The sequence below is a fragment of the Micromonospora sp. NPDC005161 genome (genome assembly GCF_053599855.1).
The window spans coordinates 1-16227 of sequence record NZ_JBSFYQ010000021.1 but is presented as its reverse complement, the minus strand read 5'-3'; the positions used below and the strand labels follow the sequence as shown (position 1 = coordinate 16227).

Annotated in this window: 13 protein-coding genes; 5 read left to right on the top strand and 8 right to left on the bottom strand. The window is 72.5% G+C overall.

The features are described 5' to 3' along the window. Nucleotides 1–12 precede the first annotated feature (12 nt). From ACWD5O_RS20475 to ACWD5O_RS20460, 4 genes are all read right to left on the bottom strand, one after another. Nucleotides 13–636 (bottom strand): GTP-binding protein, encoded by a 624-nt coding sequence (locus ACWD5O_RS20475; protein WP_354964765.1) that lies wholly within the window; start codon nucleotides 634–636, stop codon nucleotides 13–15. Continuing rightward, complete coding sequence (locus tag ACWD5O_RS20470; protein ID WP_354964766.1) at nucleotides 617–982, bottom strand: DUF742 domain-containing protein; 366 nt, start codon at nucleotides 980–982, stop codon at nucleotides 617–619. Before ACWD5O_RS20470 ends, ACWD5O_RS20475 begins: the two co-directional genes overlap by 20 nt. Nucleotides 983–1072: 90 nt before the next feature. Further along, complete coding sequence (locus tag ACWD5O_RS20465) at nucleotides 1073–1480, bottom strand: roadblock/LC7 domain-containing protein (RefSeq protein WP_007465177.1); 408 nt, start codon at nucleotides 1478–1480, stop codon at nucleotides 1073–1075. After that, nucleotides 1477–4578 carry a nitrate- and nitrite sensing domain-containing protein gene (locus tag ACWD5O_RS20460; protein ID WP_450086241.1) on the bottom strand — a complete coding sequence of 1034 codons (3102 nt, stop codon included), beginning with the start codon at nucleotides 4576–4578 and terminating at the stop codon, nucleotides 1477–1479. The genes ACWD5O_RS20465 and ACWD5O_RS20460 overlap by 4 nt, the downstream gene beginning before the upstream one ends. A gap of 444 nt (nucleotides 4579–5022) precedes the next feature. Between ACWD5O_RS20460 and ACWD5O_RS20455 the strand changes: the two genes are divergently transcribed. Beyond that, nucleotides 5023–6204 (top strand): ABC transporter substrate-binding protein, encoded by a 1182-nt coding sequence (locus tag ACWD5O_RS20455; protein WP_354964768.1) that lies wholly within the window; start codon nucleotides 5023–5025, stop codon nucleotides 6202–6204. Between the two features lie 196 nt (nucleotides 6205–6400). Here ACWD5O_RS20455 and ACWD5O_RS20450 read toward each other — a convergent pair whose 3' ends face one another. After that, the gene (locus tag ACWD5O_RS20450) at nucleotides 6401–7261 is read right to left on the bottom strand and encodes an ABC transporter permease (protein WP_354964769.1); all 861 of its coding nucleotides are present in this window, start codon (nucleotides 7259–7261) and stop codon (nucleotides 6401–6403) included. A 102-nt stretch (nucleotides 7262–7363) separates the two neighbouring features. Beyond that, nucleotides 7364–8395, bottom strand: coding sequence for an ABC transporter substrate-binding protein (locus tag ACWD5O_RS20445; RefSeq protein ID WP_354964770.1), 1032 nt, complete (start codon nucleotides 8393–8395; stop codon nucleotides 7364–7366). 271 nt (nucleotides 8396–8666) lie between these two features. On the opposite strand from ACWD5O_RS20445, the gene ACWD5O_RS20440 reads away from it, so the two are divergent. The 4 genes from ACWD5O_RS20440 (at nucleotide 8667) to ACWD5O_RS20425 (ending at nucleotide 13691) form a co-directional block, all read left to right on the top strand. Beyond that, nucleotides 8667–9452 (top strand): ABC transporter ATP-binding protein, encoded by a 786-nt coding sequence (locus ACWD5O_RS20440; RefSeq protein WP_354964771.1) that lies wholly within the window; start codon nucleotides 8667–8669, stop codon nucleotides 9450–9452. A 2-nt stretch (nucleotides 9453–9454) separates the two neighbouring features. Beyond that, nucleotides 9455–10405 carry an LLM class F420-dependent oxidoreductase gene (locus ACWD5O_RS20435; protein ID WP_450086240.1) on the top strand — a complete coding sequence of 317 codons (951 nt, stop codon included), beginning with the start codon at nucleotides 9455–9457 and terminating at the stop codon, nucleotides 10403–10405. Further along, the gene (locus ACWD5O_RS20430) at nucleotides 10402–10710 is read left to right on the top strand and encodes a cupin domain-containing protein (RefSeq protein ID WP_354964773.1); all 309 of its coding nucleotides are present in this window, start codon (nucleotides 10402–10404) and stop codon (nucleotides 10708–10710) included. The genes ACWD5O_RS20435 and ACWD5O_RS20430 overlap by 4 nt, the downstream gene beginning before the upstream one ends. Before the next feature lie 77 nt (nucleotides 10711–10787). Then, nucleotides 10788–13691: a hypothetical protein gene (locus ACWD5O_RS20425; RefSeq protein WP_450086239.1), complete on the top strand. Its 2904-nt coding sequence runs from the start codon at nucleotides 10788–10790 to the stop codon at nucleotides 13689–13691. Nucleotides 13692–13748: 57 nt separating this feature from the next. On the opposite strand, the gene thiC is transcribed toward ACWD5O_RS20425, so the two are convergent. Together thiC and thiD are read right to left on the bottom strand one after the other, a co-directional pair. Beyond that, complete coding sequence (gene thiC, locus ACWD5O_RS20420) at nucleotides 13749–15341, bottom strand: phosphomethylpyrimidine synthase ThiC (protein ID WP_354964775.1); 1593 nt, start codon at nucleotides 15339–15341, stop codon at nucleotides 13749–13751. Nucleotides 15342–15358: 17 nt separating this feature from the next. Further along, a complete protein-coding gene (thiD, locus tag ACWD5O_RS20415) occupies nucleotides 15359–16144 on the bottom strand; it encodes a bifunctional hydroxymethylpyrimidine kinase/phosphomethylpyrimidine kinase (RefSeq protein WP_354964776.1) in 786 nt (261 codons plus the stop codon). Nucleotides 16145–16227: the final 83 nt, after the last annotated feature.

Here is a 16227-nt window from a genome sequence, read left to right as displayed (position 1 = left end):
GGTCGCCCCGGGTCAGCCGACCGGCGTGGCGAATCCCCGGCCGTGCTCGGCCTCGAGCCGGAGCATGGCGTGCTCGACCACCGTCACCAGCACCTGCTTGACCGACTCCCGGTGCCGGGCGTCGGTCATCACCAGTGGCACCTGCGGCGAGATGGCCAGCGCCTCGCGGACCTCCTCCAGCTCGTACTGGGGAGCGTCGTCGAACCGGTTCAGCGCCACCACGTACGGCAGGTTGCGGTTCTCGAAGTAGTCCAGGGGCGCGAAGGCGTCCGTGATCCGGCGGGTGTCCACCAACACGGCCGCACCCACCGCACCCCGGATGATCTCGTCCCACATGAACCAGAACCGGGTCTGGCCGGGGGTGCCGAAGAGGTACAGAATCAGGTCCTGCGCCATGGTGATACGGCCGAAGTCCATGGCGACCGTGGTGGTCTCCTTGCCCGGCACCTTGGACGGATCGTCGATGCCGACACCGGCCGCGGTCATCACCGCCTCCGTCGTCAGCGGTGTGATCTCGGAGATCGACCCGACCAGCGTCGTCTTACCGACGCCGAAGCCGCCCGCGACGACGATCTTCGCGGAGACGATTCCCCGGCTCGGCCGTCCCCCGGCGGGGTCATAGCCTGCGAAGTCCACTTAGCACCCTTCCAAGCAGTTCCATCCGCTCCTCGAACCCCTCGGCGGGAGCAGCAGTGTGTAACGTCAGCAGGCTCTCGGCCACCATGTCGGCGACCAGTACCCGGGCGACGCCCAGCGGCATCCGGGTGTACGCGGCGATCTCCGCCAGCGACTGTGCCCGGCCTTCACAGACCGAGGCGATGCGGTGCTTGTCATGCCCGGCGAAGCGGGACTCGGCGACCTGGGTGGGAGAAGCCGTGAGGACCGCCTCGAGGGCGATGTCCTGCCGGGGCTCGGTACGACCACGGGTGACCGCGTAGGGACGTACCAGAGCGCCGCGCGGGTCAGCGCGTCGTTGGTCCATCCCCGATCACCTCCTCGTCCCCCGTGGAGCCGGTCCACACCGCCTCCCCTCCCTGCTCCGGCGCACCGTCGGCACGCCGTCGTGTCGTCGCTACGAGCGCACCGCGTCGCGCGGCAGCGGCACCAGGGCGGCACCCACCCGCTCGACCAGCAGCGCCATCTCGTAGCCCACCTGGCCCACGTCGCAGCTGCGCGCGGCCAGCACGGCCATCGACGAGCCGTCGCTGATCGACATGAGGAAGAGGTAGCCGCTGTCCATCTCGATGACGGTCTGCAACACCCCACCCGCGCTGAACATGCGGGCCGCGCCCTCGGTCAGGCTCACCACGCCAGAGGTGATCGCGGCGAGCTGGTCCGCCCGGTCTCCCGGGAGGTCCCGGGAGGAGGCGAGCAGCAGCCCGTCGGCGGACACCGCCACCACGTGGGCGATACCCGCCACGCTGTCGGCGAAGTTGGTGAGCAGCCAACCCATGTCCTGCATGGCAGCTGGCCTGTTCATCGGCTCTCCTTGGTCGAGGTGCTGTTCAGGTCCGTCCCGGCCGTCCGCCCGCGCTGCACGCCACGGTGGTAGGCCGACAACAGACCGCGTACTTCATCGGGGGTCCGCCGGCTGCGGTCCCGGCCGCTCTTCGGTTCGATGCCGCCGGGCACGAGCTGCGCCTGCGGCACCCGCTTGGGAAGCCCTGAGCGGGTGGTGCCGGCGGCGGCCGGCTCGGCGGCCCGGCTGGCCCGGGACCAGCCCTCGTCGGCCGCCGTCCGCCAGGCGCTCGGGTCCACCGCCGGAGCGGCGGGCGCGCTCGGGGCGGCGGGCGCCGCGGGCGCGGTCCGGGCGGCCGGCGGCGGGTTGTACGACGGCGGGGGCGGCGGTGTCGCGGCGCCGAACCCGCCGGTGCTCGCGGCACCCGGCGTCGCGGTGCCGTCGGTGGCGGAGCCGCCGCCCGGGGTACGGGTCGGCAGTGGCGGTCGGGCCGGCGTCGCGGCCGGCGCGGCAGTGGCGGTCGGGTGACCGCCGCCCGAGCGGGTGCCGGCGTCGGTGGAGGGTGGCGGCGAGTCGAACTGCGGCCGAGTGAAGATCGCGGTGGCGTCGTCGCCGTGCGACCGGAACCAGACCGCCTCCATCTCCCGGAAGATCGGCGCCTCGGCGGGGAAGTCGGGCCGGTTGGTGACCGGCGCGGCCGGCACCGGCGGCGCGGCTGGCGGCGCGACCGCACCGGGGCCGGCGACCGGCCCGACCGGCAGCACCGGAGCATTCCGCGTGTCGGTGGCGTCCGCCCCCGAGCCGCGCCGGGGCAGCGGGTCGACGGTCGGGCTGCCCACCGAGGCACCCCCGCCCTTGAACGGGGTTCGGGCCGGCGGGACCGGGGTGGCCGGGGCCGACGCGGGCGGCAACGTCGTGTGCGCCCCGGTGAAGCCGCCGGCCTGCACGGCCGGGGCGGTGTTCCGGGCCTCCAGCGGGGACGGCCAGGTCGCCGGCGCCGGCGTGCTGGTCCGCCATTGTTCGGGCAGCGTCGCCGCCGAGGTGGTGGCACCGGCGAACGGCTCGGCGTGACCGACCGGGGTGAGCGGCGTCTGCTCGACCGCCATCGGCTGGCGTGGCCGGGTCAGCACCTGCTCGCGGCCGCGGTTGACGGGCAGCACCACGGTTGCGGCGGGCAACGTCACCTGAGCAACAGTGCCGCCCTCCATGTTGCGGCGCAACTCGACGCGGATGCCGTAGCGGGAGGCGAGCCGGCTCACCACGGCCAGACCCATCAGCCGGAACGCGGCGACGTCGACGCTCGGCGGCGCGGCCAGCCGCCGGTTGAGCGAGTCGAGCTGCTCATCGCTGAGGCCGAGCCCCCGGTCCTCGATCTGGATCAGCACGTAGTCGCGGATCCGGCGACCGTCGGCGACCACCGTGGTGTTCGGCGGCGAGAACCGGGTGGCGTTGTCGAGCAGTTCGGCGACGAGCCGTACGACGTCGTTGACCGCGTGCGCGGCCACCGAGATGTCGGTGTCCACGGTGCCGAACTCGATGCGGTTGTAGAGCTCGACCTCGGACTGGGCGGCGCGCAGGACGTCCACCACCAGGGCGTCCTCACGGCGCGGCACAGCGGAGTCGGCGCCGGCCAGGACCAGCAGGTTCTCGTCGTTGCGGCGCATCCGGGTGGCCAGGTGGTCCAGCTCGAAGAGCTGCGCCAACCGCTTCGGATCCTCCTCGCCACGCTCGATCGCGTCCAGCTCGCCGATCATCCGGTCGACCAGGGTCTGACTGCGGCGGGCCAGGTTGAGGAACATCGCCGAGACGCTGGTACGCAGAGCGGCCTGCTCGGCGGCGACCCGCACCGCCTCCCGGTGTACGACGTTGAAGGCCAGCGCCACCTGACCGACCTCGTCGCGGTTGTTGAGCTGGATCGGGTCCCGGACCTGACGGACGATCTCGTCCACCCCGCCGTCGCCCACGCTGCCCATGTTCTGCAGCCGCTGCACCGCGTCGGGCAGGTCGTGGTTGGCCACCGAGAGCGCGCCCTCGCGCAGCCGGCGCAGCGAGTGGTTCAGCGAGCGGGCCAGCACCACGGCCAGCGACACGGCGATGATCAGGGTCAGCAGCACCAGCACCGACTCGACCACGGCCTGCCGGATGACGCTCGAGCGCGCCTGGTCGGCCTGCTCGAGCAGCCGGTTCTGCAGTTGGATCTCGGCCCAGCGCATCAGGTCGTGGACCGCGCCGATGGCGGAGGTGGCGTCCTGGGCGGCGACCAGCGGGCGCTGCCCCACCGAGCGGGTGATGTCGGTGGCCACCCGGTCGGCCAGGCCGACGGCGTCACCGGAGACGGTGCTGTCGACCAGAGCGCGCTGCACCGGGTCGGCGGCGAGCGAGAAGGCGACCAGGGCCTCCTGCTGGCTGGTCAGGGTGGCGACGAAGGAGGAGAACTGTTCCTCGTCGAGCTGGCCGGCGCTCAGCGCGGTGAAGGCGACCGCCTCCTCCTCGGCGACGGACGCCTTGGCCCGGGCGAACGCGGCGACCGCCCGCCGGCTGTCCGACAGGCGCTCCTCGCCGGGCAGTTGGGCCAGCCCGTCACCGTAGGCGACCAGGTCGGTGAGGATGACGCCGTAACGCAGCACCGCCTCGGCGACGGCCATCTGCCGACGGTCGAGCACCTCCTGGCGGGTTCCGTCCAGCGTGGCCAGATGCTCGTCGATCGCGGTCAGCCGGCTCCGCAGAGCCGCCGGCACCTCGCCGATCCGGGCCCGCTCGGCGCGGTACTCGTCCACCCGCTGCTGCGTCTGGCGGACCCGCAGGTTGTACGCGTCGGCGGGCTGCTGCGGCGCGGCCAGGTAGGCCGCCGCGGCCATCCGCTCGACCTGGAGGTCCTGGGTCAGCGCGCTGACGTCGATGGAAAGCGCGGTGAGCGACCGCGCCCGGGTGGCGTCGAAGGCGCCCTCACCCACCGAGATCAGCCGGACCGTGGCCAGCGCGATCACCGCCGCCACCGGGACGACCAGGATCAGCGCCAGCTTGGACCGGATCCGGGCGTCGCGCAGCCTCGGCAACCGTCGGCGCGTGGGCCGAGCGGTGTCGCCGAGCGCGGGCAGGGTCGTCGGTCCGGTGCTCACGACATCGCCTCCGTCGTTTCTTCCCCGCCTGACCCGCCGAACCGTGCCACGAGCGGAGGGGACCACGCGCGGCACGGCCGCGATTTCATCAGAGAAGGTCCTGTTTGGGAAGCCGCAGTGGGGCAGGAAACGGTCGGACGGCGCGCAACCCATGATCCGGTCAACTGATACCTTCATTTCCGCAAGCCCCTGAACAGGGCATGTAACTCCAGAGTGGTCACGCGTGCATGCAAAGTGAGCTTTTGCAAACATTGCGTTACCCCAGCATGTGGGATGGCCGTCCCGAAAATGCGACCCGCGTCCGCGCTTGACCACAGCGCCGGCCATTGGCAAGGTTTTGCAGGCTTCGCGCACACCGTACGGCAGAGGAGATCCCGTCCTCCACTGAGGACGGATTAGCGGCGGTGACCGGGCAGCGCCCGCGCCCGCACCTGGAGGACTGAGTTGAGCCCCATCCGCTCCGCGACCATCGCGGCGCTCGCATCGGCCGTAGTGGCCACCACGCTCACCGGCTGTCAGTTCGGCGGGGCGGAGCAGGACACGAGTCCGATCGTGATCGCCGCAGACCTCGAACTCTCCGGCGTAGCCGCTCCGGTCGGCCGGGCATACCAACGGGCCCTGGAACTCAAGGTCGAACAGTTGAACTCGTCCGGCGCGCTGAACGGCCGGAAGATCGAGCTGAAGTGGAAGGACAACCGTTCCGACGCCGCCGAGTCGTTACGCAACATCGCCGACTTCAGCGGTGATTCCCGGGTCAGCGCCATCATCATGGGTGGCTGCAACGAATGCGCGGTCGGCGCGGTCGGGACCATCAACGAGAAGCAGATTCCCACCATTGCGCTCGCCTCTTCCGGCGCGATCGCCAGCCCGGTCGCGGAACGGCGATACGTGTTCAAGCTGGGCCCGAACGCCGTGGACAGCGCCGCGGCACTGACCACCGAACTGCGTCGCAAGAACGTCCGCAAGGTTGGCCTGCTCTACAGCAACGACGACTACGGTCGGGAGGGCGCAGCCGCGCTCCGCAGGGAGCTGGCCAAGACCACGATCAAACCGCTCGGCGAGGAGTCGGTGAAGACCACCGACACCGACGTCTCGCAGCAGGTCGAGCGGCTGGCCAAGCTCAAGCCCGACGCGCTGGTCGTCTGGACCCCGCCGGAGCAGGCGACACTGGCCGCCACCAGCATCCAGCAGACCACCTTCCGCGGGTCGCTCTTCTTCGATCCGGGGGCGGCCGGCGACCTCTTCCTCGGCGCGGCGGCCCGGGCCACCGAACGGGCCACGCTCATCTTCACCCAGACCATGGTGATCGACGACGTGATCGCCACGACGCCGGCGAAGGCGGCCCGGCGGCAGTGGTTCCAGGACTACACCGCGCGCTTCGGCGGGTACAACGGATCCTCGTCCTTCGCGGCCGACGCGGTCCAGCTCATCGCCGACGCCGAGCTGCGTGCCGGCGGCCCGGCGGGGCGGGTGGACCGGAACGGCATCCGGGACGTGCTGGAAACGTCCCAGATGGACGGCCTCTCCGGCCCGATCCGGATGACGCCGGACAACCACTCCGGGCTGATGCCGCAGGCGCTCACCACGCTGGTCGCGCGCAACGGGCGGTGGCGGCTGGCGGGCTGAGGCCGGTCGAGGGCCACACCCCCTCCGGCGCGATCCCGCGTCGGTGGACGGTGTGGCCCCCGCCGTACCCGGCTCCGGGCGGTCAGGCTTGATCCCTCCGCCGGGCACGGCGGGGCCACACCTCAGGCCGTTCACCGGTCACGGTGAGCGGGATAGCCGGGACTGAACCGGCTCGCCCTGGTGATGATCTCAATGGTCAGCGGCTGCTGGTGGTTTCTCGGACCCAGGGCAGGGCGAGCCGTTCGAGCAGCACCAGCACCGAGTAGAGCAGGATGCTCACCAGCGCCACCAGCATGATCGCCGCCCAGGCGGTGGCGGTGTCGCCGATGCCGGCGTACTGGACGATGACGTAGCCCAGGCCGCTCTCGCCGGCCTGGAACTCACCGATCACCGCGCCGATCGCGGCCAGCGGCATGGCCACCTTGAGCCCGACGAAGATCTGCGGCAACGCGGCCGGGAAGCGCACCTTGCGGAACGCCTGCCAGCGGGAGGCGTTCCAGGAGCGGACCAGCTCCGCCAGGTCGGCCGGGGTCGTGGTCAGGCCGGTCGCGGTGGAGAGCACGATCGGGAAGAAGCAGAGCAGGAACACCATGGTCAGGATGGGCTTCTGACCCCAACCGAGCGCGACCACCAGCAGCGGACCCAGCGTGATCTTGGGCACCGCGTTGATGGCGACCAGCAGCGGGGTGAACATCCGCTCCACCGTGCGGGAGCTGGCCAGGGAGAGTCCGAGCAGGACACCGGCGGCCGCCGACAGGGCGAAGCCGAACACGATCTCCAACAGGGTGTCCCAGGTGTGCTCCAGCATCCGGGCGGGCTTGTCGACGAATGCGGTGAGCACGTCGCCCGGCGGTGGCAGGGCGGCCGGGTGGACCAGCTCCAGCCGGGCGATCAACCACCAGGCCGCCAGGGCGATCAGGATGCCCGCGACGGGCAACAGCCCCGCCCCGACCCCGGTACGCAGGCCCGCGCCCCGCCCCGCTCGCCCCGCCTCGGTGCCGGCGCCCGGGGGCGCGGGCACTTCCGCCACCGGCTCCGCTGACCGGACGTCGGTCATCTTGTCCTCCTCGATATGCCGCGGCCCCACCGGGGCCGACGAGCGACGGGGGCACGCCCCACCGGAGCCGGTGGGACGTACCCCCTGGTGACGACCGGACGATCAGGCCTTCGGCGCGAGGCTGAAGTCGATGACCTGCTCGGGGGTGATGTTCTGCTTCAGCGCGCCGGCGCCCTGCAGGATCGCGATGCTCTTGGCGACCCGGCCGCTGTCCAGCGTGCCGATGGCGGTACCGGAGTTGCCGGAGCGCACGTACGCGGCCATCAGCTCCAGCTCGGCGGCGGCGGACGCCGTGTTGGTGGCGTCCACGTTCTTCTTCAGGATCTCGGCGGCCTCCTTGGAGTTCGCCAGGCTGTACTCCAGGCCCTTGAGCAGCGCCGTGGTGAACCGCTTCACCATCTCGGGCTTCTCCTTGGCGATCTTCGAGGAGGTGATCAGCACGTTGCCGTAGAGGTCCTGCATCACGTTGCTGTACGGCAGCATGACGGCCTTCTTCTTGGCCACCGCCTCGATGGTCGGCTGGCCGACGACGAACTGGCCGATGCCGTCCACCGACCCGGAGGCCAGGGTGCCGATCAGCTGCTGCGCCTCACCGTTGACCCAGGTCACCTTGTTGACGTCCACGCCGGCCAGCCGGGCGTACGTCGGGAAGAGGTTGCGGACCACGGACCCGGGGGTGTCGGCGAGCTTCTTGCCCTCCAGGTCCTTCGGGGAGGCGATGTTCTTGCCCTCGAGCGTGGCGATGCCGGCCATGGTGCGCTGCTGGATCGCGGCCACAACAGTGAAGTCCCTCGCCTGGCCGTTGCCGACCTGGAGCAGACCACCGGTGAGGTCGATCGGACCGAAGTCGGCCTGGCCACCTACGACGGTCTGGATCACACCACCGGTGCCCTGACCTGCCTTGATCTCGACGTCGAAGCCGGCTTCCTTGAAGAAGCCCTTCTCCTTCGCCACCCAGGCGTAGGAGTCACGGCCGAACTGGCCGAAGGAGGTGAGGTAGGTCACCTTCTCCAGCGTCTTGCTGTCGCCGCCCTTGGCGTCGTCGGCCGAATCCGACCCGCTGCTGCAGGCGGAGACAAGGGCGAGGGCGGTGGCCAGCGCGGCCGTAGCGACCGTACGGGTCAGCCTTCTCATCAGTGCACCATGTCCTTTCCGACCGGGGCCGGCAGGCCACCGGAGGGGGTTGTCGCGGCGGAACCGGCAGGAGGGGTGGAAGCCGGGCACCGCCATCGTGAGGGGACTCTTCGCGGGCACAGCGTACGAGAAACCCACCTTTGCGACGCCAGGCGTATCGGGTTGCGGAACGGAAACAACCTGACGACCACCCCGGACGGTGCGATTAGGTGATGAGCCGGCTAGCCTTTGCCAGATTCCTGACCGTCCACTCAGCGGAGGTCCGCCCGAGATGATCCGACTGTCCGGGGTGTCCCGTACCTTCGAGGGCCGATCCGGCCGGGTGGAGGCGCTGCGGGGCATCGACCTCGACGTCGCCGAGGGCGAGTTCGTCGCCGTGCTCGGCCGCTCCGGCTGCGGCAAGTCCACCCTGCTGCGGCTGGTGGCCGGGCTGCTCCCGCTGAGCGCCGGCGAGATCACCGTGGCCGGGACGCCGATCACCCGGCCCCGCCGGGACATCGCCATGCTGTTCCAGAAGCCGGCGCTGCTGCCCTGGCGCACCGTCCTGGACAACGTTCTCCTGCCCGTGGAGATCTTCGGCTGGAGCCGCGCCAAGCACCGCGAGCGGGCCCGGCAGCTGCTCGACGTGGCCGGGCTCGCCGGCTTCGAGAAGCGACTGCCACACGAGCTCTCCGGTGGCATGCAGCAGCGCGTGTCGCTGTGCCGGTCGCTGATCGGCGAGCCCCGGGTGATGCTGATGGACGAGCCGTTCTCCGCGCTGGACGCGCTCACCCGCGAGGAACTCTCCGGCGAACTCCAGCGGGTGCACATGGAGAACAAGCCGACCATCGTCTTCGTCACCCACTCGATCGACGAGGCGGTGCTGCTCGCCGACCGGGTGGTCGTGCTGAGCCCCCGCCCCGGCCGTATCCGCAAGGTCGTCGAGGTGACCATCCCCCGACCCCGCACCCTGGGCCGCAATGCCCACCTCGCTGACGTCGCCAGCGTCAGCGCCGACCTGCACGAGCTGTTGATGGAACGCGACCAGCCGGCCGCGGCCGGTGCGGAAGGACGATAGACATGCGGATGTCCGTCTTCACGGAGCCGCACCGGGGCGCCAGCTACGACGACCAGCTCCGGTTCGCGCGGATGGTCGAGGCGGGCGGCTTCGAGGGCTTCCTCCGCGCCGACCACTACCAGTCGATGGGCGCCGACCCGGGCCTGCCCGGCCCGACGGACGCCTGGCTGACCCTCGCCGCGCTCGCCCGGGAGACCGAGCGGATCCGGCTCGGCACCCTCGTCACGTCGGCCACCTTCCGGCTCCCCGGCCCGCTGGCGGTGATGGTCGCGCAGGTCGACCAGATGAGCGGTGGCCGCGTCGAGCTGGGCATCGGCGCCGGCTGGTACGAGCGCGAGCACATCTCGTACGGCATCCCCTTCCCGGCGGTCGGCGAACGCTTCGACCGGCTGGCCGAGCAGCTCGAGGTGATCACCGGGCTGTGGCGGACGCCGCCGGGCGCGACGTACAGCTACACCGGCGACCACTACCGGCTGGTGGACGCACCTGCCCTGCCCAAGCCGGTGCAGGTGCCCGGGCCGCCGATCATCGTGGGCGGGCGCGGCTCCAAGCGCACCCCCGAGCTGGCCGCCCGGTACGCCGACGAGTTCAACATGCCGTTCAAGTCCGTGGCGGAGACCGCGAAGGCGTACGACCGGGTGCGCGAGGCGTGCGACCGCAGCGGCCGGACGGAGTCCGGGCGGGCGCCGCTGGTGCTCTCCGCCGGGATCGTGGTGGCCGTCGGGCGGACCGACGCCGAGGCGAAGCGACGGGCCGCGCCACTGCACGAGAAGAGCGCGCTACCTCCGGAGGACCCGGTGGTCGGCTCGCCCGCGCAACTCGTGCAGCGGATCGGCGAGTTCGCCGCGGTTGGGGCCACCCGGGTACACCTACGCCTGATCGATTTCGCTGACCTGGACCACCTCGAGCTGATCGCCGCCGAGGTGCTCCCGCAACTGGACGGAGAACGATGACCGACGTGTTCGACGGGACCAAGCTCGGGCCGGTGGGCCAGGAGATCGTGTACGAAAACGACCGGGTCCGGGTCTGGCACATCCGGCTCGAACCGGGCGAGCGGCAGCCGCTGCACCGGCACGACCACCCGTACCTGGTGGTGGCGATCGAGGGCGCGAAGAACGTCGTGCAGACGGTCGACGGCACCCTGATCGACGCCGACGAACCCACCGGCGGAGTGGTCTACCGGGACCCCGGCGCCGTACACATGCTCACCAATGTCGGAGATACGACGTACCTGGCCCGGCTGGTCGAACTCAAGTAGACCCGCCGGGAGCGGGCCGGCGCGCCGCGCGGCGCGCCGGTGGCGATCGGGTGTACCAGGTGCGTAACGTGCCGGACATGGCCTTTCGGACCTGGGGCAGACTGCTGCTCACGGCGCTCGGGGTGAGCGTGCTGGCCGGAGCCGGCCAGCTCGGCGTCGCGTACGGATTCGGCATCGTCCGACTCACCGGCGCCTTCACCGGCACGACCGTCAATCAGTGGCCGGCCCAGCTCGTCTGGGTGGGCTGGTTCGCCGCGAACGCCGCCGTTGCCGGTGCCGTCCTCACCGGACGCCTGGCCCGCCGGGACGCCGCGCCGGTCAGCACCGGCCGGCAGTTGGCCATCGGCGCCGCGGCCGCGCTCGGCGCCACCGTCGTCGCTCCGCTCTGCATGCAGCCCGCCCGGGCAGCCGAACTGATCTCCGTCGACCCGGTCTGGGCGGTCGGCATCTGCGCCGTGCTCGGCGCGGTGATCGGGGCCGGCGCGGCGATCGCCGTCCTGCTCCGGCCCGAGCTGGGCTGGAACATGGCGGCGGTGGCCGGTGCGGTCTGGGTGCTGGCGCTGGTCTCCGTCCTGCCGTCGCTCGGCACGGTCGGCCCGCTGCCCACGGTCCGGCTCGGCGTCCTCGAGCCGAGCTGGTTGGACGACGGCGCGGCGCAACGGCTGGCGCTGGTCCTGCTGCCGCTCACGGCGCTGCTGGCCGGCGTGGCGACCGCCGGCCTGGCCCGCTGGCGTGGCCAGGTCCCCCTGGTCAGCGGGGCCACCGGGGTGGCCGGCCCGGCGCTGGTGGCGTTCGCCTACCTGACCGCCGGTCCCGGCGACGCGGTGGATCGTTACCAGACCACCCCCTACTACGGCGCGCTGATCGCGATCCTCGCCGGCGCGCTCGGCGCGGCCGCCGCCGCCCTGCTGCGCTGGCCGGCGCGTACCCGCACCGCCGATCGACGGGCGATCGAGCCGACCGACATCCTGCGCCCGTTGCCCGCCGGCCCGGCCCTACCCGGCGCCGACGCGGCAGACGCGGCAGACGACCGGGGCGCCGCCGAGTCCACCGGCACGGACCTGGCCAGCGCCGGCGCCGGACGTGACCCGCGCGCCGCCGACAGCACCGGACGTGACCCGGGCGCCGCCGACAGCACCGGTGCCGTCCGCACCGTCCCGGCCCACTGGGACTGGCCGGCGACCTCGGGAATCGGCCAACACGGGTCGGTGCCGGCTCACCCGACCGGCACTCCCCTGCCCCGACCGGCCGGCGGTCCCCGCCACCACAGCGACAACCTCGGTGACCCCGCGACGACGGCCACTACGCACGAGCCGGCCGCGACCAAGGCAAGCAGGGGCGAGCCGGCCACGACCACGCCAAGCAGGGGCGGGCCGAGCACCGACGACCCGGCCCAGGACGGTCCGGTCGGCGTCGACCCCACCGCTCCGAACCCCACCGCTCCGAAGGGCGGTCCGGGCGACGACGGCTCGACCAGCACCGCGGCGACGGCCACCACCGGCACGGCCCAGCCGACCGGCGAAGACGCGACGAGCCACCACTCAACCATCGACGGCACCACCGCCGCGACCAGCGCGAGCCCGGAGACGACCACAGCGAGCGCGAGCACGACCACAGCGAGCGCGGGCACGACCAGCACGGGCGCGGCGAGCAAGAGCACCGGCACGACCAGCGCGGGGACGACCAACGAGAGCGCCGGCACTGCCGGTGACGGCACGGCCGACGCACCGGCGCCCAAGCCGCGCCGGACCCGCAAGCCGAAGGCCGCACCGGCCGCCACGACCGCAGACTTGGCCGACGGTACGACGCCGTCCGACCCGGAGGTCGCCGCCGACCCGGGCAGGTCCACGACCGCAGGCCGCGCCAGAAGAACCACCCGGCCAGCCAAGGGCACCGACGGCACCGGCACGGCCACCGACGGGTCCCGCCCCGGCGAGGACGCCCCGGGCACCGAGCCCGGTCCGGGAGCCGGGACGCCCGCGGCGACCCCGGCCGCCACCACCGGCCCTGCGAGCCCCGCCACCACCGACCCGGCGGCGAGCCCCGCCACCATCGGCCCGACGGCGGCCGACCCGGGCGGTGATTCCGCAGCCGCGGTCGCGCCCCGGACCACCGACACCGACACCGAACGGTCCGCGACCGCGAGTGGTCCCGCCGGACCTCTGATCCGGCCGGCGGCAGCCACCCCGGAGGCGGATCGGTGGACCCCGGCCGCGCCAGCCTGGCCGGTCACCCCGGCGTGGACGGCACCTCCACAGGCCGGCGCCCCGGAACCTTCCGCATCGGACACCCCGATCAGCCCGGAGGAGCCGACCGAGCGGACGCTGCGCCCCCGGCACCGGGCACCCCTGCCGGACCTGAGCAGGGCCAGCACCTGGGACGCGTTCACCACCGCACGCCGCGAGGGGGCGGCAGACCCGCTGGAAAGTTCGGCGGGCGCCACCTGGCCGGCGTCGACCGACTCGCCCTCGGCCGGCGACCCGGCACCTCCCGCCGGAGCGTCGAGCCCGAACGGCACCGCCACACCGAACGGCACAGCCACACCGGCTGTCCCGCGCAGCGCGTCGGACCGGGCGGCCACCCGATGGCGACGGGCGGCCGGCACGCCGGACCTGGCCGCCGAGCCTGTTCCGACCGTTGCGGCGGGACAGGCCTCCCCGACCGCGGCCGCTCCGCTGGTGCCGGAACAGACCGGCGTCTATACCGACGGTCCGGCGAGCGCCGACGCCGCACCGGGCGCCGGCAACGACGCGGAGCAGCCCTCCCGCCGGGGACGGCTCGGCGGCCTGTTCCGCCGCAACCGGTCCCGCGCCGACGAGGAGAGCCCGGCCGCACCGGAGGCGACCGAGCCGCTGCCGGCACAGGACGAGGAGTTCGTCGACTGGGTCAGCGGCCTGAGCGAGCCGGTGGCGGACAACGAGCCGGAGCAGGAGAACGGCCGCCGCTCGCTGCGCTCCACCGGACGACACCACCGCGACTGACCCCGCAGCCCCGCGCGGGCTCGCCTGTGCACGGGCGGCCGGCGCGGGGTAGGCGGATCAGGCCAGCGGCAGGTAGACCTTTCCACCGCCGGAGACGAACTCCGCCGACTTGTCCTTCATGCCGCGGGCCGCGTACTCCTTGAGCTCCTGCGTGATCTTCATGGAGCAGAACTTCGGGCCGCACATCGAGCAGAAGTGCGCCGTCTTCGCCGGCTCGGCGGGCAGCGTGGCGTCGTGGTACGAGCGCGCCGTCTCCGGGTCCAACGACAGGTTGAACTGGTCCTCCCAGCGGAACTCGAACCGCGCCTTGGACAGCGCGTCGTCCCACGCCTGCGCGCCGGGATGGCCCTTGGCAAGGTCCGCGGCGTGCGCCGCGATCTTGTACGCGATCACGCCCGCCTTGACGTCATCGCGGTCCGGTAGGCCCAGGTGCTCCTTCGGGGTGACGTAGCAGAGCATCGCGGTGCCGAACATGCCGATCATCGCGGCGCCGATCGCCGAGGTGATGTGGTCGTACGCCGGCGCGATGTCGGTGGTCAGCGGGCCGAGCGTGTAGAACGGCGCCTCGTGGCACCACTCCTGCTGGAGGTCCACGTTCTCCTTGATCTTGTGCATGGGCACGTGCCCGGGCCCTTCGATCATCACCTGCACGTCGTGCTCCCAGGCGACCTTGGTCAACTCGCCGAGGGTGCGCAGCTCGGCGAACTGCGCCTCGTCGTTGGCGTCGGCGATGGAGCCGGGCCGCAGCCCGTCGCCGAGGGAGAAGGTCACGTCGTAGCGGGCCAGCAGCTCGCACAGCTCGGCGAAGTTGGTGTAGAGGAAGTTCTCCTCGTGGTGCGCCAGGCACCAGGCCGCCATGATCGAGCCGCCCCGGGAGACGATCCCGGTCACCCGGTTCACCGCGAGCGGCACGTACGGCAGCAGCACCCCGGCGTGCACCGTCATGTAGTCCACGCCCTGCTCGGCCTGCTCGACCACGGTGTCCCGGAACACCTCCCAGCTCAGCTTCACCGGGTCGCCGCCGACCTTCTCCAAGGCCTGGTAGATCGGCACCGTCCCGATCGGCACCGGCGAGTTCCGCACGATCGCCTCGCGGGTCTCGTGGATCCGCTTGCCGGTGGACAGGTCCATCACCGTGTCCGCACCCCAGCGGGTGGCCCAGGTCAGCTTCTCCACCTCTTCGGCGACGGACGAGCTGACCGCCGAGGTGCCGATGTTGGCGTTCACCTTGACCAGGAACGCCTTGCCGATGATCGCCGGCTCGCACTCCGGGTGGTTGACGTTGAGCGGCAGCACCGCCCGGCCGGCGGCGATCTCGGCGCGGACGAGCTCCGGGTCGACGTTCTCTCGGATCGCCACGAACTCCATCTCGGGCGTCACCACGCCGGCCCGCGCGTAGGCGAGCTGGGTCGGTCGGCGCCCGTCCGCCCCGGCCAATGGCGTACCCGCGCCCCGCGCCGGGGCGACGTCACCCCGTTCGGCGATCCACGGCCCGCGCAGCGGCGGCAGCCCCACCTCCGGGTCCGAGCCGGGACCGGACGTGTCGTAGAGCCGCACCGGCGGATGGTCACCGGTCAGCGCCACCTCCGCGAACGGCACCCGGACATCGGGCCGTGACCCCTCGACGTACACCTTGCCTCGTGCCTGCATGACAGCCTCCCTGGTGATCAAGCGGACCAGCCGAAGTGATCCAGCGGCCCACGGCCCGCACCCAGCTCCCAACCCCGCGCTCCAGTCAGTGCGCGGAGCACGTACTCCTTGGCGACCCCCACCGCCGCCGGCACCGGATCGCCCAGCGCGAGCCGCACGGCGATCGCCGCCGAGAACGAGCACCCGGTGCCGTGGGTGTGCCGGGTGTCCACCCGGGGTGCGCGCAGCAGGGTGGTGTGGCCGCCGCCGTGCAGCACGTCGACCGCCTCGCCCGCGTCCAGGTCACCGCCGGTGACCACCACGTACTTCGGGCCGCCGGCCGCGAGGGCCTCGGCGGCCGCGACCATCCCGGCCACGTCGTCCACCGGGCGTCCGGTGATGGCGGCGGCCTCCGCGCAGTTCGGCGTCGCCACCCTGGCGTACGGCAGGAGCCGTTCGACCGCGCTCACCACGCCGAGCCGGTGGCCGCTGGTGGCCACCAGCACCGGGTCGACGACGAGCTGGGGCAGCCGGCCGTCCCGGGCGGCCTCGGCCACGGCGTCGGCGACGGCGGGATTGCCGAGCATCCCGGTCTTGACCGCGCAGACCGTGAAGTCGGCGAGCACGCTGTCCAGCTGCTCGGTGACCGTGCGCGGGGGCAGCGGCAGGACGGCGTCGACGCCCCGGGTGTTCTGCGCGGTGACCGCCGTGAGGACGCTGGTGCCGTACGCGCCGAGCGCCGCGAAGACCTTGAGATCGGCCTGGATGCCGGCGCCGCCTCCGGAGTCGGAGCCGGCGATGGTGAGGATTGTGGTCGGTGTCACGGCTCCTCCTTGGTTGCGGTTTGGGGCTGCGGCCGACCGTGCCCACTCCGGGCGGTCAGGCGTTTTGACTGCGGGGGGACGGG